The sequence below is a fragment of the Microbacterium terricola genome, from assembly GCF_027943945.1.
Classification (GTDB): domain Bacteria; phylum Actinomycetota; class Actinomycetes; order Actinomycetales; family Microbacteriaceae; genus Microbacterium; species Microbacterium terricola.
In genome coordinates, this window is record NZ_AP027141.1 from 976,591 (window position 1) to 995,990 (window position 19,400).

General features: G+C 70.6%; 23 protein-coding genes. 17 read left to right on the plus strand and 6 right to left on the minus strand.

Going from position 1 to position 19,400, the window contains the following annotated elements; all coding sequences use genetic code 11:
* The first annotated feature begins 209 nt into the window (after nt 1-209).
* The gene (locus tag Microterr_RS04490; RefSeq protein WP_263795901.1) at nt 210-1,247 is read left to right on the plus strand and encodes an aldo/keto reductase; all 1,038 of its coding nucleotides are present in this window, start codon (nt 210-212) and stop codon (nt 1,245-1,247) included.
* A 94-nt stretch (nt 1,248-1,341) separates the two neighbouring features.
* Nucleotides 1,342-1,944 carry a histidine phosphatase family protein gene (locus Microterr_RS04495; RefSeq protein WP_263795900.1) on the plus strand — a complete coding sequence of 201 codons (603 nt, stop codon included), beginning with the start codon at nt 1,342-1,344 and terminating at the stop codon, nt 1,942-1,944.
* A gap of 92 nt (nt 1,945-2,036) precedes the next feature.
* On the opposite strand, the gene Microterr_RS04500 is transcribed toward Microterr_RS04495, so the two are convergent.
* Nucleotides 2,037-3,167, minus strand: a complete 1,131-nt coding sequence (locus tag Microterr_RS04500) for a hypothetical protein (protein WP_263795899.1) — start codon at nt 3,165-3,167, stop codon at nt 2,037-2,039.
* Nucleotides 3,168-3,358: 191 nt separating this feature from the next.
* A complete protein-coding gene (locus Microterr_RS04505; protein WP_263795898.1) occupies nt 3,359-3,841 on the minus strand; it encodes a GNAT family N-acetyltransferase in 483 nt (160 codons plus the stop codon).
* Between the two features lie 44 nt (nt 3,842-3,885).
* Here Microterr_RS04505 and dapB point away from each other — a divergent pair, with 44 nt between their 5' ends.
* Nucleotides 3,886-4,698, plus strand: a complete 813-nt coding sequence (gene dapB, locus Microterr_RS04510) for a 4-hydroxy-tetrahydrodipicolinate reductase (RefSeq protein ID WP_263795897.1) — start codon at nt 3,886-3,888, stop codon at nt 4,696-4,698.
* Nucleotides 4,695-5,156, plus strand: a complete 462-nt coding sequence (locus Microterr_RS04515) for a hypothetical protein (RefSeq protein WP_263795896.1) — start codon at nt 4,695-4,697, stop codon at nt 5,154-5,156. Before dapB ends, Microterr_RS04515 begins: the two co-directional genes overlap by 4 nt.
* On the opposite strand, the gene Microterr_RS04520 is transcribed toward Microterr_RS04515, so the two are convergent.
* The 4 genes from Microterr_RS04520 to Microterr_RS04535 are packed head-to-tail and all read right to left on the minus strand — an operon-like array spanning nt 5,145 to nt 7,455.
* A complete protein-coding gene (locus Microterr_RS04520) occupies nt 5,145-6,047 on the minus strand; it encodes a TIGR01777 family oxidoreductase (protein ID WP_263795895.1) in 903 nt (300 codons plus the stop codon). The genes Microterr_RS04515 and Microterr_RS04520 overlap by 12 nt on opposite strands.
* Entirely contained in the window at nt 6,040-6,465 is a 426-nt protein-coding gene (locus Microterr_RS04525; protein ID WP_263795894.1) for an OsmC family peroxiredoxin, read from the minus strand. Before Microterr_RS04525 ends, Microterr_RS04520 begins: the two co-directional genes overlap by 8 nt.
* 38 nt (nt 6,466-6,503) lie before the next feature.
* Nucleotides 6,504-7,025, minus strand: coding sequence for a DUF4395 domain-containing protein (locus Microterr_RS04530; protein WP_263795893.1), 522 nt, complete (start codon nt 7,023-7,025; stop codon nt 6,504-6,506).
* Entirely contained in the window at nt 7,018-7,455 is a 438-nt protein-coding gene (locus Microterr_RS04535) for a TlpA family protein disulfide reductase (protein ID WP_263795892.1), read from the minus strand. Before Microterr_RS04535 ends, Microterr_RS04530 begins: the two co-directional genes overlap by 8 nt.
* A gap of 60 nt (nt 7,456-7,515) precedes the next feature.
* Here Microterr_RS04535 and thyX point away from each other — a divergent pair, with 60 nt between their 5' ends.
* The 13 genes from thyX to Microterr_RS04600 all read left to right on the plus strand — a co-directional run bounded on the left by thyX (nt 7,516) and on the right by Microterr_RS04600 (nt 19,339).
* Nucleotides 7,516-8,259 carry an FAD-dependent thymidylate synthase gene (gene thyX / locus Microterr_RS04540; protein WP_263795891.1) on the plus strand — a complete coding sequence of 248 codons (744 nt, stop codon included), beginning with the start codon at nt 7,516-7,518 and terminating at the stop codon, nt 8,257-8,259.
* Between the two features lie 164 nt (nt 8,260-8,423).
* On the plus strand, nt 8,424-8,849 hold the full coding sequence (locus tag Microterr_RS04545; protein ID WP_263795890.1) for a type IV toxin-antitoxin system AbiEi family antitoxin domain-containing protein: 426 nt from the start codon (nt 8,424-8,426) through the stop codon (nt 8,847-8,849).
* Nucleotides 8,846-9,607: an SDR family NAD(P)-dependent oxidoreductase gene (locus Microterr_RS04550; RefSeq protein ID WP_263795889.1), complete on the plus strand. Its 762-nt coding sequence runs from the start codon at nt 8,846-8,848 to the stop codon at nt 9,605-9,607. The genes Microterr_RS04545 and Microterr_RS04550 overlap by 4 nt, the downstream gene beginning before the upstream one ends.
* A 41-nt stretch (nt 9,608-9,648) precedes the next feature.
* A complete protein-coding gene (gene dapA, locus Microterr_RS04555; protein ID WP_263795888.1) occupies nt 9,649-10,626 on the plus strand; it encodes a 4-hydroxy-tetrahydrodipicolinate synthase in 978 nt (325 codons plus the stop codon).
* A gap of 11 nt (nt 10,627-10,637) precedes the next feature.
* A complete protein-coding gene (locus Microterr_RS04560; protein ID WP_263795887.1) occupies nt 10,638-12,314 on the plus strand; it encodes a ribonuclease J in 1,677 nt (558 codons plus the stop codon).
* 23 nt (nt 12,315-12,337) lie between these two features.
* The gene (locus Microterr_RS04565; protein ID WP_263795886.1) at nt 12,338-12,832 is read left to right on the plus strand and encodes a GNAT family N-acetyltransferase; all 495 of its coding nucleotides are present in this window, start codon (nt 12,338-12,340) and stop codon (nt 12,830-12,832) included.
* A 51-nt stretch (nt 12,833-12,883) separates the two neighbouring features.
* On the plus strand, nt 12,884-15,553 hold the full coding sequence (locus Microterr_RS04570; RefSeq protein WP_263795885.1) for an FtsK/SpoIIIE family DNA translocase: 2,670 nt from the start codon (nt 12,884-12,886) through the stop codon (nt 15,551-15,553).
* Nucleotides 15,554-15,586: 33 nt separating this feature from the next.
* On the plus strand, nt 15,587-16,159 hold the full coding sequence (gene pgsA / locus Microterr_RS04575; RefSeq protein ID WP_263795884.1) for a CDP-diacylglycerol--glycerol-3-phosphate 3-phosphatidyltransferase: 573 nt from the start codon (nt 15,587-15,589) through the stop codon (nt 16,157-16,159).
* Nucleotides 16,156-16,617 carry a CinA family protein gene (locus Microterr_RS04580; RefSeq protein ID WP_263795883.1) on the plus strand — a complete coding sequence of 154 codons (462 nt, stop codon included), beginning with the start codon at nt 16,156-16,158 and terminating at the stop codon, nt 16,615-16,617. The genes pgsA and Microterr_RS04580 overlap by 4 nt, the downstream gene beginning before the upstream one ends.
* A 158-nt stretch (nt 16,618-16,775) precedes the next feature.
* Nucleotides 16,776-17,084: a helix-turn-helix domain-containing protein gene (locus Microterr_RS04585; protein WP_172990241.1), complete on the plus strand. Its 309-nt coding sequence runs from the start codon at nt 16,776-16,778 to the stop codon at nt 17,082-17,084.
* A gap of 30 nt (nt 17,085-17,114) precedes the next feature.
* Complete coding sequence (locus tag Microterr_RS04590; protein WP_263795882.1) at nt 17,115-17,336, plus strand: DUF3046 domain-containing protein; 222 nt, start codon at nt 17,115-17,117, stop codon at nt 17,334-17,336.
* Between the two features lie 246 nt (nt 17,337-17,582).
* On the plus strand, nt 17,583-18,632 hold the full coding sequence (recA, locus tag Microterr_RS04595) for a recombinase RecA (RefSeq protein WP_263795881.1): 1,050 nt from the start codon (nt 17,583-17,585) through the stop codon (nt 18,630-18,632).
* Between the two features lie 14 nt (nt 18,633-18,646).
* Nucleotides 18,647-19,339, plus strand: coding sequence for a regulatory protein RecX (locus Microterr_RS04600; RefSeq protein ID WP_263795879.1), 693 nt, complete (start codon nt 18,647-18,649; stop codon nt 19,337-19,339).
* The last annotated feature ends 61 nt before the right edge of the window (nt 19,340-19,400 follow it).

Consider the following 19,400-nt stretch of genomic DNA (forward strand, 5'->3'; position numbering starts at 1 on the left):
ATTTCGGGCCGTGTCCACCGGATGGGGGACGGTGGGAGCGCTCCTTCGGTGAAGCGTGACCCAAGCGTTATGCAATGTTTACCGCCCGGCCGCTTCAGAGACCGGGAGTGTCAGTGCCCTGCCCTAATCTCGAAGTACGCACCGGGGGGTGCGTGATGAAGACAGTGGTCCACGGTCGTTCGAGAACGGTCGATCGTGAGGGGGTGGTAATGGGTACATTCGGTGTCGGCACCGCGACCGAGACGACGAGCACGGTCGCGCCGGCGATGGTCGATGCGTCGCATCCCTCCGCACCCATCCCCGTGCAGGGTCGTCCGCTCGGCGACAGCGTGCGGGTCGCGCTCGGCGAGACAGGTCGCCGGATCTTCCCGCTGATCCTCGGTGCGGCCGAGTTCGGCTGGAACGTCGACCTCGAGTCGAGCCACGAGATCCTCGACACCTACGCCGAGCTCGGCGGCAATGCGGTGCACACCGCAGACAGCTACTCGGGCGGGCGCAGCGAGCACATCGTCGGTCAGTGGATGCGCTCTCGCGGACTCCGCGACGACATCCTCCTCGCCGTGCGCGTCGGGGGGCACCCCGACAACCCGGGCCTCGGCCCCGTCAATCTCGTCCGGTCCGTCGAGGCCTCTCTGACGCGCCTCGGCACCGACCGCATCGACCTGCTGTACCTCGACGCGACGACAGACCGCTCGACCTCCATGGAAGACACCCTCGCGACGGCCGAATGGCTCGTCGAGTCGGGCAAGGCCCGCGCCATCGGCGCCGTCGGCTACTCCGCCGAGCAGCTCGTCGAGGCACGCATCCTCGCCTCCGCGGGCTACCCGCGCATCACGGTGCTCGATGTGCCGTTCAACGTCGTGCGGCGACACGAGTTCGATGACGACCTCCGCCTCGTCGCGGGTGCGCAGAGCATGGCGGTGACCCCGTCGCACGCGCTCGAGCACGGCTTCCTCGCCGGCCGTCACCGCACGCGCGCTCGGGGCAGCCTTTCGGTTCGCGGTCTGCAGATCGCTGCCAACATCAACCGGCGCGGCAGCCGTACGCTGCGCGCGCTCGACACCATCGGCGCCGACCTCGGCGTGCCTGATGCAGCGGTGGCCGTGGCCTGGCTGCTGGCACAGCGGATCGTGACGGCTCCCATCGTGAACGCGTTCGCGTCGCAGCACGTCGAAGAGCTCGTGCAGGGTGTCGGAGTGCGCCTCTCGCGCGCTCAGCTCTCCGAGATCGCGCGCGCCGCAGAGTAGCGGCATCGCAGGAGGGCTCGTCGCTCGGTCGCTCCGAGCGGTCGGTGACGTAGTGTGGAAAGACCCCGGACGACACCGAACGAAGCGAGCGAGCGTGACGCATTACCTCTACCTCGTGCGTCACGGCGAGCACCAGGACGCCGAGCACGGCCTCGTCGACGGGCCGCTGTCGCCCCGGGGACGCCGCCAGGCCGCCGCCCTCGCCGACCGGCTGTCGGGCATCCCCTTCGATTCCGTGTGGCACTCACCGCTCGAGCGCGCGAGCCAGACCGCCCGTGCCGTCGCCGAGCGGATGCCGTCCCTCTCCCCGCAGCCCTCCGCCCTGCTGTTCGACTGCGTGCCGACCGGGATGCTGCCTGACACGCCGGCCGCGTACGAGCCGTTCTTCGGCTCGGTCACGGAGGCCGAGATCGATGCGGGCAGCGCGCAGATGGCCGACGCGACCGCGGAGTTCCTCGTGCGCAAGAGCGGCGAGGTGCACGAGCTGCTCATCACGCACAACTTCGTGATCGGGTGGTTCGTGCGCGAGGTGCTCCAGGCTCCCGACTGGCGCTGGATGACCCTCAACCAGGCCCACTGCGGTCTGACCGTGATCGCACAGAAGCAGGGCAGGCCCTGGACGCTGATCACCCACAACGATCTCGCCCACCTGCCGGTCGAGCTCCGCACAGGCCTGCCCGAGCCGCACCCGGTCTGATCTCCGGCCCGGGCGCCGTCGGTCACCCGCGTTCATCCGTGGGAACAGCACGACGGGCGGCCCCGAAGGACCGCCCGTCGCGAGTGGGACTGCTACTTGGCAGCGACCGTGTTCGAGTGGATCGAGAACGTGATGTACCCGCTCGTTCCGGTGACCTTGACCGACACCGAGCGCTTGGTTGCGTTCGCCGGCACCTTGTAGGTCGACTTCGTGGCGCCGTCGACAGCCTTGCCGCTGAGGTACCACTGGTACTTCACCGAGTCGGCCTTCGCGATGGTGCCCGTGAGGTCGACGCCGACGGTGCGGCCGTGGACCGGCGCGGCCGACAGGAGCGCGCGCGACTCGCGCAGGTCCGTGCCGTCCGCGGTGTGGTGGGTGGCCTTGTAGGACTTGAGCTCGGCCGCCTTGGCGTCGAGCTGCTTCTGCAGCGACGTGGCCTTCGCCGTCTTCGCCTCGAGCTGGCCCTTCAGTGCGGCGATCTCAGCGGCCTGGTCGCGGATCACGCCGGACTGGCCCTCGAGCTGCTCGTCGAGCGGCGTGGTCGCCTCGGCCACCGCGTCGTCGATGTCCGCGCTGTCGAACGGAGTGGCGTCCGGGTTGCCGAGCGGGACGGCCGAGCCGTTGAACGACACGTGGGTGATGGTGCTGACGGTCTCGCTCGTGGAGCCCTGGTGCACATCGATGGCGCCGGCGACCACGTTCGTCCAGCCGGCGGCGCCGCCGTCGGCGAAGAACGCGAGGGGCTGCGGGTCAGCCTGGCTGCCGGGGCCGCTGGGGATCTTGTTCGTCCACCAGAGGCCGTCCTGCAGGTCGGTGTACTCGCCGCTGACCGGGTCGAGCTCGTCGGCCTGCATGTAGGGCTCCCACACGAGGCGTGCGTACGTCTTCTGGTCCGAGTGGGTGATCAGCTGGAACGACGGCGCGTACGCCGTGGCACCGGCGGTCGAGTGTCCGTCAGCGACGGTGTAGGCGAGCTCGGTGACCTCGGAGAGGTGCGTGTTGACGACCCAGCCGAAGTCGGCGTTCTTGTAGAAGACGAGCGCGTCGGTGAGGCTGATCGGGTTGGGGTTCTCCTCGTCCCAGGGGGCGAAGGAGGGCTCGCCGGCGGCGTTCGCCGCCTGAGCGGCGAAACCGCCGAGTCCGGCGACGAGGGCGAGGGCGGTGCCGGTGGCAGCCCACTTCGCACGGGTGCCCTTGACGGCGCCGAGGGTGCGATTGTTCATGTGGTTCCTATCTGTCGGACGCACGAAGGCAGCTGGCGGAACCGGAGCGCGGGGGCGCACCGATCGCCGTCCAGTCAGGTGGTCCGGGGGGAGTCACCATGTGCGATGAGTCAATATTAGAAAGTTCTCATCTTTCCCCAAAATTGTGGCAACGTTCGGGGGATATTTACCGGCGAGCTCTCAGCGTGTTGTCAGACCACAGGGTCTGGGAGCGTTTTCCCGTACCACCGCGTCGCGTTGGGGTTGTCGTTGTACGGGTCGATCGCGACGAAGCCGGATGCCGCGTACAGCGCACCTGCGGCGGTCAGGGTGTGATGGGTGTCGAGGACGAGCGCGCGCGCCCCGAACTCGCGGGCGCGACGCTCGAGGTCCTGCAGCAGCATCCGACCCCACCCGCGTCCGCGCGTCTCGCCGCGCAGGAACAGGTGCTTGACCTCGTAGCGCGTGCCCTCGGGGCCGTCCGCGACGGCACGGACGCCGGCGCACCCGACGGCTGCGCCGTCATCGTCGTACAGCACGACGAAGACGCCCGCCGGGGGAGTGAAGGTCTCGACCGCAGGGAACGCCGGGGTGTACGCACCGCCGGGGAAGCTCTCACCGCGCATCGCGAAGTAGTCGACGAGCAGGCCGTGCGCCACCGGATCATCCACGGGGAGGGCGGTGATGGTCGGCACAGCCCGAGCCTAACGCCGCATCCCGCGCCGATACGATGGAGCCCATGACGACGCGCGTGGCCATCGTGGGTGGCACCGGAAAGCTCGGTGCGATCATCCGGGAGGTGGTCGACGCCGAGGACGGTTTCGAGATCGCGGCGACGCTCTCGTCGCGGTCCGAGCTGTCGGAGCTCGACGGGGCGGATCTGGTGATCGACGCCTCCACCCCGGCCGTGTCGATCGACGTCGTCCGCGCGGCGGTCGAGCGCGGCATCAACGTGCTCGTGGGCACATCGGGGTGGTCGGCTGAACGGATCGCGCTGATCCGCCCGCTGGTCGAGGCCGCCGGCACCGGCGCCGTGTTCATCCCCAACTTCTCGCTGGGCTCCGTGCTGGGCTCGGCCCTCGCGGCGGCCGCTGCACCGTTCTTCCCGTCGATCGAGATCATCGAGGCGCACCGCGAGACGAAGATCGATTCGCCCAGCGGCACCGCCGTGCGCACGGCGGAGCTCATCGCAGCGGCGCGCGCCGAGGTCGGGCCGGTCGAGTCGCCCCACGTCGACCAGCGCGCCCGCGGGCAGCAGGTCGCGAGTGTGCCCGTCCACTCGCTGCGGCGCCCCGGCGTGGTCGCGCGGCAGGATGTCGTGCTGTCGGGGCCTGGAGAATCGCTGACGCTCACGCACGACACCGTCGAGCCCGCACTCGCGTACGCCCCCGGCATCCGTCTCGCCCTCGCGGCCGCGCGCGACGTCCGCGGCGTCGTCGTGGGGCTGGACAGCTTCATCGACATCGGCCTTCGAGCGCCCCGCGCAGGATCCGCGGCGCCTGTCGCCGAGGGCGGTGTGCCCGGGCAGGTCGCCCGGGTCACCGGCGCATGAGCACGCGCGTCGGAGTCGCCGTGATGGCGGTGCTCCTCGCGCTGTACATCGCCCTCGTCGGGCAGCGCGCATGGCTGCTGCTGGTGAGCGGACAGCCGGTCGCCATCGCGATGGGCGCCGCGCTCGTCGTGCTGCCGCTCATCGCCGCCTGGGCGCTGTGGCGCGAGCTCTGGTTCGGCATCCGCGCGCAGCAGCTCGGCGTGCGGCTCGAGGAGGACGGCGCGCTTCCGGCCGACGAGGTGGTGGTGCGTCCGAGCGGCCGGGTGCTGCGCGAGGAGGGCGAGGCGGTGTTCCCCCGCTATCGCGCCGACGTGGAGGAGCATCCGGACGACTGGCGCGCCTGGTACCGGCTCGGTCTCGCCTACGACGCGGCCGGAGATCGACGCCGTGCACGCGAGGCGGTGCGGGCGGCGATCCGGCTGGAGTCGGCCGAGCGCTCGGCGTCGTCAGGACGCTAGCGCCGCGGCGACGGCGGCATCGACTGTCGGGTGGGTGAAGGTGAACCCGCTGCCGTCCAGGGCCGTCGGCACGACGTCCGCGTCGGAGGTGAGCAGCGACTCGGCGGCGTCGGCGCCCAGCACCCGGCGGAGCGCCCACTCCGGCGCGCGCAGCAGGTAGGGGCGGCCGAGCTGACGGGCGAGTTCGAACCCGATGTCGTTGGCGGTGGCTCTGGTGGGACCGGTCACGTTGACGGGGCCGGTCAGGCCGCGGTCGATGACGTGCCGGATGGCCCGCACCTGGTCGTCGAGCGAGATCCACGGCCACACCTGCGTGCCGCGTCCGATGGGGCCAGACAGTCCGGCCTTCGTGAGCAGGAGCAGCGGAGCGAGCACGCCCTTCGGGTGGATGACCGGCGCCGTGCGCAGCAGCGCGACCCGTGCGTCGTCGCCCGCGCCGCGGGCTGCGGTCTCCCACTCGCCGCACAGGTCCGCCAGGAACGTTCCGCCGCGCGGGGCGTTCTCGGTGAGGCGGACGCCGGGGTCCGAGCCGTAGTACCCGACCGCGGAGGCCGAGACGAATGCGGGAGCGTCGGCGCCGAGCGAGCGCACCGCGCGCGCGAGCGCTCTCGTGGGCAGGATCCGCGACCAGAGCAGCGTGTGCCGGTAGTGGCTCGTCCACGGGAAGCGGCCGATCGTGGCGCCGTTGAGACCGACCACCGCGGTCGCGCCCTCGATCACGGCCGGATCGAGCGGCGCGTCGTCGGCGAGCCACTCGACCTCGTCGGGAGCCTCGGCCGGGCGTCGCACGAGTCGTGTGACGGTGATGCCGTCGTTGCGCAGGCTCTCGACCAGCGCGGTGCCGATGAGGCCGGACGCGCCGGCGATGACGACCCGCGAGGGGTCAGGCAAGCGTCGCCTCGAGGGTGATCTCGATGCCGGAGAGCGCCTGCGACACCGGGCAGCCGACCTTTGCCTCCTCGGCGAGTCGGTCGAAGTCGGCCTGGTCGAGACCCGGCACGACGGCGTTGACGTTGAGGTGGCTCCCGGTGATCCCCTTGCCGGGGACGAAGGTGACGGATGCTGTCGTCTCGATCGACTGCGGCGGGGTCCCGTTCTGGGCGAGCGCGAGCGAGAACGCCATGCTGAAGCAGGAGGAGTGCGCGGCGGCGATGAGCTCCTCCGGCGTGGTCACCGTGGTGGAGCCTTCACTGCGGGCCTTCCAGTCCACCGCGAACGGCCCCTGGTCTGACGACGCGAGGGAGACCTGACCTGACCCTTCGAAGAGGCTGCCGTGCCAGGACGTGGATGCTTCGCTCGTGACGCTCATGCGGTCAGCCTAACCGCGGGCTCCGCGGAGCGGAACGGTCAGACCGCCGCGCGCTCGCGACCGACGAGACCGGCCCGCTGCAGCAGCAGGTAGAGCTGGCAGCCGAGGCAGAGCCCGAACGCGGCGTTCAGGAAGGCGGCGATGAACGCCGCGGCCGCAGCGACCGGCAGCGCCCACGGCACGCCGAGCAGATGCAGGATGAGGCCGACCGAGCTCACGAGGAGGCCGACGCCCTGCGCGAAGCGCGGCGGGCGGGGGTCCTCGAGCTCGGCGGGCGGTGCGAGCCGGGGCTGCACGGCCGCACGGTAGAGCGCGCCCCACGGCGCAGTGCGGGGAGAGAGAACCGACCACAGGAAGAGCAGGGCGATCACCAGCAGCAGCAGGAAGCCGGGGTCGGCTGCCCGCTCCGCCACGGTCGCGGCGCCGAGCGCATCGGAGGTGGACAGGCCCGTGAGCCCGAGGAACACGGCGACGAGCAGGAGCAGGGCGGTGATGCCCGCGGCGAACCGAGGGCCGCGGGGGTCGATGCCGCGCGGAGCGGCGGGCGTCCGATCAGACATGGGCAGCCTCGTTCAGGAGTCGGTTCAGTTCGAGCTCGATCACCTCGCGGCTCGCCGCGCCGCCGATGCGGGACTGCACGACGCCGGTGGAATCGAGGATGAGGGTCGTCGGGGTCTGCAGCACGTGGAAGTGCTTGGCGATGTCCGGACGGTGCGTGAGGTCGACATCCAGGTGTCGCACGCCGTCCCGCCCGTCGGCGATCGCCGCGAGGGTGCGGTGCACGCCGGGGCAGCGGGCGCACAGCTCCGTGCTGAACTGCAGCAGGGTGGCCGTCTCGCCGAGCCCGTCGGCGCCCAGGCGCTCGGGCTGGATGGCCTCGTGGTCGATGTGATGGCGGGGTCGCCCCTGCCGCCACTGCACGAAAACGCCGAGCGCGACGGTCGCCGCGAGCAGCACGGCGAGGGCCACGAGGGCGCTGACGAGGGTCACAGCAAACCAGCGTAGCCACACGACACGGCAGGCGGGCCGCGCGCCGGTAATGTTTCACTCGTGACCGACGCCAGCGACGCCCCCGAGATCGAATTCCGCAGCGACGTGACCGTGGAGCTGGTGCGCTCCAGCGCGTCCGACTCCGATGTGCTGTTCGCCGCACGGGTGTCGACGCAGGGCGAGCAGACGCTGGACGCCGCCGCAGCCGGCACCGAAGCGTCGGCGCGCGACCGGGGACTGATCAACTACCTCATGCGCGACCGCCACGGATCGCCGTTCGAGCACAACTCGATGACCTTCTACGTGCAGGCGCCGATCTTCGTCTTCCGCGAGTTCATGCGTCACCGCATCGCGTCCTACAACGAGGAATCCGGCCGCTACCGCGAGCTTCGCCCTGTCTTCTACGTGCCCGCCCGAGAGCGCAACCTCCTGCAGGTCGGCAAGCCGGGCGCGTACGAGTTCCTCCCCGGCACCGACGAGCAGATCGACCTGGTCGCGAGCGAGACGCGCGCCGCGTCCGTTCAGGCCTTCGAGGCCTACCAGCGGATGCTGGCGGCCGGCGTCGCCCGCGAGGTCGCCCGTATCGTGCTCCCACTGAACATCTACTCGTCGATGTACGTGACGATGAACGCGCGTGCGCTGATGAACTTCCTCTCCCTCCGCACGAAGGTCGAGGGGACGCACTTCCCGTCGTTCCCGCAGCGTGAGATCGAGATGTGCGCCGAGAAGATGGAGACCGCCTGGACGGCGCTCATGCCGCTGACCCATGCCGCCTTCAACGCGAACGGCCGCGTCGCTCCGTAGGACGGTGGGGCCTCTGGTACTCGGGCCGGTTGTGTTTCGGAGACTCCTGGGGATAAGGACGATCCCGCGGGACGACCTCGTGTGGAGCCTCCGTCCCACCTGTCTTTCCCTAGGGAGCGCGCGGATCGACCCGCGCCGGACCCTCGAAGCTGAACGATGGCGGGATGGCGCAACGCTGGCAAGTGAGGATGGCCGAGGCGGGCGGCATCGCGTCCGCCGGAGACCTGCACCGGTCGGGGCTGGACGACATGGACGTCCGCATCCGCGTGCAGTACGGGTTGCTGGTTCGCGTCCGTCGGGGGTGGTACGCGCTTCCCGACACGCCGGAATCCGTCGTCGCCGCCTGCCGGATGGGCGGACGGCTCGCGTGCGTCAGCGCGCTTCGCCTGCTCGGCGAGCACAGCGCCGACGGTGACAGAGGCGACGATCGCCGCATCCACGTCGAGGTCCCCGCCAACGCGGTCGTGCGTGTCCCGCCGGATGAGCGGGAACGCGTGCGACTCCACTGGGCACGGCGGCCTTCGCCCGGTGACCGCGCGGTGGTCGATGCCGAAGCGGCGCGGCGGCAGGCGCTAACGTGTGACGGATGACGACGGCACTCATCACCGGTGCGAGCTCGGGGCTCGGCGCGGAGTTCGCGACCCAGCTCGCCGCCCGCGGGGCGGACCTCGTGCTCGTGGCCCGCGATCGCGCAGCGCTCGACGCACGCGCCGCCGAACTGCGCGAACGCCACGGCGTCACCGTCGAGGTGCTCGCCGCCGACCTGCTCGACCCCGACGCGCGCGACGCGGTCGCCGAGCGGGTCGCCGACCGGCAGCATCCGATCGAGGTCCTCGTGAACAACGCCGGCTTCGGGCTGCCGCTCGCCTTCGAGCGCAATCCCATCGACGACGAGGTGCGCCACCTGGCGCTGCACGTCGAGGTGCCGATGCGGCTCTCGCACGCCGCCCTGCCCGGCATGCTCGAGCGCGGGCACGGCCGGATCATCAACGTCGCGTCCGTCGCCGGTTTCATGCCGCGTTCGACATACGGTGCGGTGAAGGGCTGGCAGATCAGCTTCAGCCGCTGGGCCAACCACCGGTACGCACCGCAGGGCGTGACCGTGACGGCGGTGTGCCCCGGCTACACGCACACGAACTTCCACGAGCGCCTCGGGCTGCCGCCGGGGGAGGAGGGCGTCGCCGGACCGATGTGGCTCGACGCGTCGCAGGTGGTGCGCGAGGGCCTGCGCGATGCGGCCCGCGGCAAGGCGGTGTCGGTGCCCTCGCTGCGGTACAAGGTGCTGGTCGGCCTGGCTTCGATGCTTCCCGACGCGCTCGTGATCCCGCTGGGGACCAGGGGGCGGTAGCGGGCGCGGCGCCCCGCGGGCCGAACCGATAGCCTGAGTGCATGACGCATGCGAGCAACCCTTTCGGGCAGGTGCTCGTCGCGCTCGTCACTCCGATGACGGCCGACGGCGAGGTCGATTGGCCCGCCGTCGAGAAGCACATCGACGATGTCGTCTCCGCGGGGGCCGACGGCATCGTCGTCACCGGCACCACGGGTGAGACCTCGACCCTCACCGATGCCGAGAAGATCCGGCTCGTCGAGGTGGGCAAGGACGTGGCCTCCGGCCGCGCCAAGATCATCACCGGCGGCGGCTCCAACGAGACCGCGCACGCGATCGAGCTCTACAAGGCCAGCGAGCGGGCGGGCGCCGACGGCATCATGATCGTCACGCCGTACTACAACAAGCCGACGCAGGCGGGCATCCTCACGCACTTCCGGCTCGTGGCCGACGCGACCGACCTGCCGGTCATCCTCTACGACATCCCCGGTCGCACCGGTGTGCCGATCCGGTACGAGACCATCCTGCGGATCGCGAAGCATCCCAACGTCCTGGCGATCAAGGACGCGAAGGGCGACTTCAGCGAAGTCAGCCGCGTGCTCAACCAGACCGACCTGATCTACTTCTCCGGCGACGACGCGAACGTGCTGCCGCACCTGTCCATCGGCGCGGCCGGCCTCATCGGCGTGACCGCCAACATCGCCGCGCAGCCCTACCGCCAGATCGTCGATGCGGTCAACGCCGGCGATCTGACGGCCGCGACGGCCGCGCACCGCAAGCTCGAGCCCCTCGTCCGCGCCGTGATGACGCACGTGCCGGGCACCGTCGCGGCGAAGTACATCTTGCACGGCCTCGGCCGCATCGGCAGCCCTCGCGTCCGCCTTCCCCTGGTCGGCCCGGAAGAGTGGGAGGCCGCCAAGATCGAAGACGAGCTCGCCCTCGTCCGCGACGTGCCGGGTGCCGATTTCTCCAACTTCCGTCCCGACCGCAACGCCGCCGCCGGCGGCGCACTACCGAAGGTGTCGGGCACCACCAGATAGCAAGGGCACCCATGCCGAACACCGTGTACGACCCGCCCGCCCTCGAATCAGGCACCCTCCGGGTGACGCCGCTCGGCGGCCTCGGCGAGGTCGGCCGCAACATGACCGTCTTCGAGTACGACGGCCGCCTCCTGATCGTCGACTGCGGCGTGCTCTTCCCCGAAGAGCACCAGCCCGGCGTCGACCTCATCCTCCCCGACTTCGAGCCCATCAAGAAGCGCCTCGGCGACGTCGTCGGCGTCGTGCTGACGCACGGCCACGAAGACCACATCGGCGCCGTCCCCTACCTGCTCAAGCTCAAGCAGGACATCCCGATCATCGGGTCGGGACTCACGCTCGCCCTCACCGAAGCGAAGCTCAAGGAGCACCGCGTGCGGCCCTACTCGCTGACGGTCAAGGAGGGCGACCGCGAGCAGCTCGGCCCGTTCGAGCTCGAGTTCGTGGCGGTCAACCACTCCATCCCCGACGCCCTGGCCGTGGCCATCCACACGCCGGCCGGCACGGTGCTCGCCACCGGCGACTTCAAGATGGACCAGCTGCCGCTGGACGACCGCCTCACCGACCTGCGCGCCTTCGCGCGGCTGGGGGAGCAGGGCGTCGACCTGTTCCTGGTCGACTCGACGAACGCGGACGTCCCCGGCTTCACCCCGCTCGAGCGCAGCATCGGGCCCGTGCTCGACCAGGTGATCGGCAAGGCGCCGCGGCGGGTCATCGTCGCGAGCTTCTCCAGCCATGTGCACCGTGTGCAGCAGGTGCTCGACGCGGCGCACGCGCACGGTCGCCGGGTCGCGCTGCTGGGTCGCAGCATGGTCCGGAACATGACCATCGCGGAGGACCTCGGCTACCTCAAGGTCCCCGAGGGCGTGCTCATCGACTACAAGAAGGCGAAGGACCTGCCGGACGACCGCATCGTCTACATGTCCACGGGCTCGCAGGGCGAGCCGATGGCGGTCCTCAGCCGCATGGCGAACCTCGACCACGCCATCGAGCCCGGTCCGGGCGACACCGTGATCCTCGCCTCGAGCCTCATCCCCGGCAACGAGAACGCCGTGTACCGCGTCATCGACGGCCTGACGAAGCTCGGCGCGAACGTCGTGCATAAGGGCAACGCGCAGGTGCACGTCTCCGGCCACGCTGCCGCGGGCGAGCTGCTCTACTGCTACAACATCCTGAAGCCGCGCAACGTCCTGCCCGTGCACGGCGAGTACCGGCACCTGATCGCCAACGCCAAGCTCGCCCAGGACACCGGCATCCCCGCGGAGCGCACCATCGTCGGCGAGAACGGCACCGTCGTCGACCTGCGCGACGGTGTGGCGACGGTCGTGGGCCAGCTCGACCTCGGCTTCGTGTACGTCGACGGCTCGACCGTGGGCGAGATCACCGACGCCGACCTGAAGGACCGCAGGATCCTCGGCGAGGAGGGGTTCATCTCCGTCATCGTCGTGGTGGACGCTGCCACCGGTCGCATCATCTCGGGGCCCGAGATCCACGCGCGCGGCTTCGCGGAGGACTCCGCCGTCTTCAACTCGGTCAAGCCCAAGATCGCCGCCGCGCTCGAGGAGGCCGCAGCATCCGGCGTCCGCGACACGCACGCGCTCTCGCAGGTGGTGCGCCGCACCATCGGCCGCTGGGTGAACCAGTCGCTCCGTCGTCGCCCGATGATCGTGCCCCTCGTCATCGAGGCGTAACACAAGGCTCGTACACTCGCGGCATGCCCGCGACGTTCACGGTTCGCCCCGCGACCGCCGCAGACGGCGCGTTCCTCGCCGACATGGTCGTCGAGGCCGCGAACTGGCGCGGCGGCGGGGCGCGGCCGCGCCACGAGATCATCGCCAGCGACGACCACAGCCGCTACATCTCCGGCTGGATGCGACCGGGCGACGCCGGCTACATCGCGGTGGACCTCCACGGCGAGCCGATCGGCGCGGCCTGGTACCGGATGCTGCCGCGCAGCGACCCCGGCTACGGCTACGTCGGCACCGGGGTGCCCGAGCTCATCATCGGGGTGCGCTCCATCTGGCGCGCCCACGGCGTCGGGAGGATGCTGCTGCAGCGGCTCTGCGAGCATGCCGCCGCCGCCGGGTACGGCCGCGTCAGTCTGAGCGTCGAGCGCGGCAACTTCGCCTCGACCCTGTACCGCAGCGAGGGGTTCGCCGTGACGCAGCGGGGGATCGGCCGCGACACCATGGTCAAGCGCCTGCGCTGAGGGCCGCGTCGCTCGGCTGAAAAGTCCGACCCCCGACGTAACGTGGATCGCATGGCCAGGAGCTCGAGCTCGACCACGAGTGGACGCACGCCCGCGAAGGGCTCATCGTCGCGCGCGAAGAAGCCCGAGCCGGCGCCCAAGCGCTACGTCGGAGAGCCTGAGAAGCCCTCCGTCGGCGCCCGCGCCTGGATGGGCCTGGCCCACGCCGCGGGCGGCATGTTCCGCGCGTTCGGGCTCGAGAGTCTCGAGAAGGACCAGCGTCGCGACGGGTTCCCGTTCCTGCTCGTGCTGCTGGCGATCGCAGGCGCGGTGGTGGAGTGGTTCTTCATCGGCACCGACGTCGCCACGACGATCAGCGCATACAGCGTCGGCGGGCTCGTCGGTCGCGTGGCGTTCGTCATGCCCGTGCTGCTCGTCGTGCTGGCCGGATGGCTGTTCCGGCATCCGGCCTCGGTGCACGACAACGGGCGCATCGGCATCGGCTTCGGACTGTTCGTGCTCACGCTGGCGGGGTTCTGCCATGTCGCGGGCGGTCGTCCGCAGCCGCGCGAGGGCCTGCCCGCGCTGAGCGAGGCCGGCGGCGTGCTCGGATGGATGCTGGGCGAGCCGCTCGCCCTGGTCCTCACCGACATCGGCGCGTACATCGCCCTGGCGCTGCTGAGCGGCCTCAGCATCCTGATCCTCACGAAGACCCCGCCGAACCGCATCGGGCAGCGCCTGGGCGACCTGTACGCCTGGACCTTCGGCGCGGAGCGCCCCGCGCCGGCCGAGCCGGGCGCCTTCACCCCCGACGACGCGGACGACGCCGACGCGAGCCTGCCATGGTGGCGCCGCAACAGGACCGGCCGCGAGAAGGACGTCGACGAGGGGCTCGACTCCGATGCCCTCACGGCCCTGCTGAATCCGAGCGAGGCGGAGGGCGGCTTCGACCAGGTCATCGCGCCGCCGCCGCCGCTGCCCACGCCCGCCGAGGCCCTGACCGAGGTCATCGACCCCGCGGTGATCGCGGGCGCCGCAGCCGCGGCGAAGGGCGGCACCGCGCTGCGCGACGACACGGATGCGGTGGATGAGATGCTGCCGGGGCTCTCCGGCCTCGGGGGAGACGGTGCGCGCACCGCGCCCGTCGCCCCGTACCACCTGCCCTCGGTGACGGCGCTCGCCGCCGGAACTCCGCACAAGGCGCGGTCCGAGGCCAACGACCGCACGGTCGCCGCGATCACGGCCGTGCTCGATCAGTTCTCCGTCGATGCACGGGTCACCGGCTTCTCGCGCGGCCCGACGGTCACCCAATACGAGATCTCCCTGGGCCCGGGCGTCAAGGTCGAGCGCATCACCGCGCTGACCAACAACATCGCCTACGCCGTCGCCTCCAACGAGGTGCGCATCCTCGCGCCCATCCCGGGGAAGAGCGCCATCGGCGTCGAGATCCCGAACACCGACCGCGAGATCGTCACCCTGGGCGACGTGCTGCGCTCGTCGGCCGCCACCTCGCTCACGCACCCGATGACGATCGGCGTCGGCAAGGACGTCGGCGGCGGCTACGTCGTCGCGAACCTCGCCAAGATGCCCCACCTGCTCGTCGCCGGCTCCACCGGCTCCGGCAAGTCGAGCTTCGTGAACTCCATGATCACCAGCCTCCTGATGCGCGCGAAGCCGTCCGAGGTGCGCATGGTGCTGATCGACCCGAAGCGCGTCGAGCTGACCTCGTATGCGGGCGTCCCGCACCTGATCACCCCCATCATCACGAACCCGAAGAAGGCGGCCGAGGCGCTGCAGTGGGTCGTGAAGGAGATGGACATGCGGTACGACGACCTCGCGTCGTTCGGGTACCGCCACATCGACGACTTCAACCGCGCCGTCGTCGCCGGCGAGGTCACCATGCCGGCGGGCAGCGAGCGCGTGCTCAAGCCCTACCCGTACCTGCTAGTCGTCGTCGACGAGCTCGCCGACCTCATGATGGTGGCGCCGCGCGACGTCGAGGACTCGATCGTGCGCATCACGCAGCTGGCGCGGGCGAGCGGCATCCACCTCGTGCTCGCCACGCAGCGGCCGTCCGTCGACGTCGTCACCGGCCTCATCAAGGCGAACGTGCCGTCGCGACTCGCGTTCGCGGTGACGAGCGTCACCGACTCCCGCGTCATCCTCGACCAGCCGGGCGCCGACCGCCTGATCGGGCAGGGCGACGGCCTCTTCCTTCCGATGGGCGCCTCCAAAGCCGTCCGCGTCCAGGGCGCGTGGGTCAGTGAGAGCGAGATCGAGAAGGTCGTCAAGCACGTCACCCGCCAGGCGCGGCCCGAATACCGCGACGACGTCGCCGTCGAGGCGCAGAAGAAGGAGGTCGACGCCGACATCGGAGACGACCTCGAGCTGCTGCTGGCCGCCGCGGAGCTCGTCGTCTCGTCGCAGTTCGGCTCGACATCGATGCTGCAGCGCAAGCTGCGCGTCGGCTTCGCGAAGGCCGGGCGCCTGATGGACCTGCTCGAGTCCCGCGAGATCGTGGGGCCGTCCGAGGGTTCGAAGGCGCGCGATGTGCTGGTAACCAACGAGCAGCTGCCCGGCGTCCTCGCCCGGCTGCGCGGCGACGACGCGCCGGCGGCCGCGCCGGCAGCGGCATCCGCCGACCCGTACGGCGCCGACCCGGTCGAGGCCCAGTACGACGGCTATCCCGTCGTCGAGGCCGACGGCGACGAGGACGCCTGGGGGCTCACCGGCCGCGACTGACGTCGCAGCGGCCCCCGCCGATAGGCTCAGCTCGTGGCGATTCCCCGGCAGCTCCCCAACGCGATCACGATCGTGCGCATCTTCTGCGCCCCGATCTTCCTCTGGATGCTGCTGGCCGATGCGGGAGCGGACGGCGCGCTGCGCTGGTGGGCCGCGGCCCTGTTCATCGTCGCGATCGCCACGGACGGCATCGACGGCTACCTGGCGCGTAAGCACGAGATCGTCACCGACCTCGGCAAGCTGCTGGATCCCATCGCCGACAAGGTGCTGACCGGCTTCGCGTTCATCGGCCTCTCGATCCTGTGGGAGCTGCCCTGGTGGGTCACGATCGTCGTGCTGATCCGCGAGATCGGCATCACCGTCTACCGCTTCATGGTCGTCAGCGACCATGTCCTCGCTGCGGCGTGGATGGGCAAGCTCAAGACCGTGGCGCAGGCTGTCGCGCTGTCGCTCGCGCTGCTGCCGCTGTGGACGCTCGTGGGGGAGTGGATCTTCTGGGTCAACGGCGTGACGATGACGATCGCGGTGATCCTCACGATCGCCAGCGGCATCGACTACATCGTCACCGAGCTGCGCGCGACCAGGCAGCGCCGAGCAGCGGCGTGACCGACGCCGCCGCCGTCCTCACGGCGCTCGGCGCCCGCGGGTGGACGGTGGCGGTCGCCGAATCGCTGACGGGCGGGCTCGTCGTCTCGGCGCTCGTCTCGGTGCCAGGGGCGTCTGCGCACGTGCGTGGCGGAGTCGTCGCCTACGCGACCGACGTGAAGGGCTCACTGCTGGGGGTGGACGCCGGCCTCCTCGCGGCGCGCGGCGCCGTCGACCCCGAGGTGGCGCGCCAGATGGCAGAGGGCGTGCGCACCCTGCTGGGCGCCGACGTGGGCATCGCGACGACCGGCGTCGCCGGCCCTGACGCACAGGACGGTCAGCCGGTGGGGACGGTGCACATCGCCGTCGTGACACCGGAGGCGACGGCCGTGAGCTCGCCGCTCCTGCGCGGCGACCGTGAGGAGATCCGCCAGGCGACCCTCGCCCGCGCGCTCGCCGACTGCCTGGGTCAGCTCTGACGCGCCCGACACCCGACCGGGAATAGCCGGTGTTTCGGGTCCGTTACATTCGGCGATTCCCACCCATTGCACAGCGCACGGGATTAGATTGACCTCATTCGGTGTTGTACTGTTGTGCACCCGGATGACGCGGAATCAGAGTGAGGAGGGGGTCCATCATGATCTTGGTTCGTCAAGAAATCGGCGAAGTCCTTCGCGACTTCCGTCAGCAGAAGGGACGCACCCTCCGCCAGGTCGCGAGTCGCGCCAGTGTCGCACTCGGCTACCTCAGCGAGGTCGAGCGCGGCCAGAAGGAGGCGTCGAGCGAGATCCTCGCGTCCGTCGCCGAGGCGCTCGATGTGCCGATCTCCACGATCATGCGAGAAGTGGGCGACCGCATCTCCGTTCTCGAGGGTCTGCAGACGTTCCCCGATGTCGTCCCCGACGAGCTCGTCGCGTCCGTCGACGCCGAGCTGTCGCTGCGCTGACCGCCGTCGGCTCCGCCCGGAGACAGTCGCATGCGCCGCAGTGAGTTCGAGCGCGCCGTCGATGACGAGTTCGGCTCGCAGGCGGGTGTGCTCCTCGCCGATCTCGTGCTCGGCCCGCTGGGCGGGATGACCGCGGCCGAGGCGATCGCGGCCGGTGTGCCGCCGCGTGAGGTCTGGCAGGCGCTGTGCGCCGAGACGGACGTCCCGCTCGAACGCCGCTACGGCGTCGGACGGCTCGAGCCCCGTCGGTAGACGGATGTCGCGCCGGTGACGGCGTGTCGTGGTCGAAGATCCGTTCGATATCCGCGTATGCTCCTGCACAGCAGGTGTCGAGGACGCGTCTGTCCACGATCCGGGAGCAGCGACGGCCGATGTCGGAGCCCCTTCCTACCGTGGACAACGTCAGACGACACCTCCGCCTTGTCGCAGCATCCGGCCCATCCAGGGGCGGAGCGCGACAGCCTACAGGCGACGGAACGCGAGCATAAGGAGCACGCCATGCCATCACCCGCTGACCGCGAGAAGGCCCTTGAATCGGCCCTCGCCCAGATCGACCGGCAGTTCGGGAAGGGCTCGGTGATGCGCCTCGGCAGCGATGACCGCGCACCCGTCGAGGTCATCCCCACCGGCTCCATCGCCCTCGACGTCGCCCTCGGCGTCGGCGGCCTGCCGCGTGGCCGCATCATCGAGATCTACGGTCCTGAGTCGTCGGGAAAGACCACGCTCACCCTTCACGCGATCGCCAACGTCCAGCGCGCGGGCGGCATCGCCGCGTTCATCGACGCCGAGCACGCGCTCGACCCCGAGTACGCGAAGAAGCTCGGTGTCGACATCGACTCCCTCCTGGTCTCGCAGCCCGACACCGGTGAGCAGGCGCTCGAGATCGCCGACATGCTCGTTCGCTCGGGCGCCATCGACCTCGCCGTCATCGACTCGGTCGCCGCGCTCGTGCCGAAGGCCGAGATCGAGGGCGAGATGGGCGACTCGCACGTCGGTCTCCAGGCACGCCTCATGTCGCAGGCGCTCCGCAAGCTCACCGGTGGTCTCAACCAGACCAACACCACGATGATCTTCATCAACCAGCTGCGCGAGAAGATCGGCGTGTTCTTCGGCTCGCCCGAGACGACCGCCGGTGGCAAGGCGCTCAAGTTCTACGCCTCGGTGCGACTCGACATCCGCCGCATCGAGACGCTGAAGGACGGCACCGACGCGGTCGGCAACCGCACGCGCGTCAAGGTGGTCAAGAACAAGATGGCCCCGCCGTTCAAGCAGGCCGAGTTCGACATCCTCTACGGCACGGGCATCTCCCGCGAAGGCAGCCTGATCGACTTCGGGGTCGAGCACGGCATCGTCAAGAAGTCGGGCGCCTGGTACACGTACGACGGCGAGCAGCTGGGGCAGGGCAAGGAGAACGCCCGCAACTTCCTGCTCAAGAACACCGACATCGCCGCAGACATCGAGACGAAGATCAAGCAGAAGCTCGGCATCGGCCAGCCCAAGGCCGAGGCTCCCGCGGCCGACGAGCTGGCGGCGCGCCGCCCGGCCTGATCATGGTCCGATTCGTGGAAGACGGGGGTGAGTCCGAGCGGCTCGCCCCCGTCACCCCGCTCTTCGGCGGGACGAGTGCGCCAGACCGGCCGCGCAGCGCGACCACCGCGCCGGTGCGCAGTTCCGCGTGGGGGAGGGATGCCGGGCGCCCGGAGCGACCCGGTCGCGCCGACGAGCGGAGGGCCGACCCGGACGAGACTGCCGATGCCGTCGATGCCGTCGATGCCGTCGATGCCGTCGATGTCGCGGATCTCGCCGAAGCCGCCGAGAAGCGGCTGCTGAGGAAGCTCCGCACCCGTTCCCTGTCCGTCATGGAGGCGCGCAGGGTGCTCCGCGAGGCGGACCTCGACGCGGCGGCCGTCGACACCCTCATCGACGACTGCGAACGACGCGGCTACCTCGATGACGCCGCCCTCGCCGAGCAGCTCGTCCATGCGGCCGTCGACCGCAAGGGCCAGGGCCGGCGCGCCATCGCACAGACCCTCGCCCAGCGCGGCGTGCCCCGCGAGGTCGCGGATGCTGCGATCGCGGCACTGCCCGACGACGACTCCGAGCGCGCTCTCGAATTCGCACGCTCCAAAGCGCGCTCCATGCGCGGACTCGACCGCGACACCGCGCTGCGCAGGCTCGCCGGCCAGCTCGCCCGCCGCGGCTACGGCTCCCAGTCGCTCAGCGCGGCGCGCGAGGCGCTCGACGAACTCGGCTGAGCCCGCGTCGGCTCGCGGAGACGTCCCGATCGCCACCACCGGCGGATCGTAGAATGGTCGC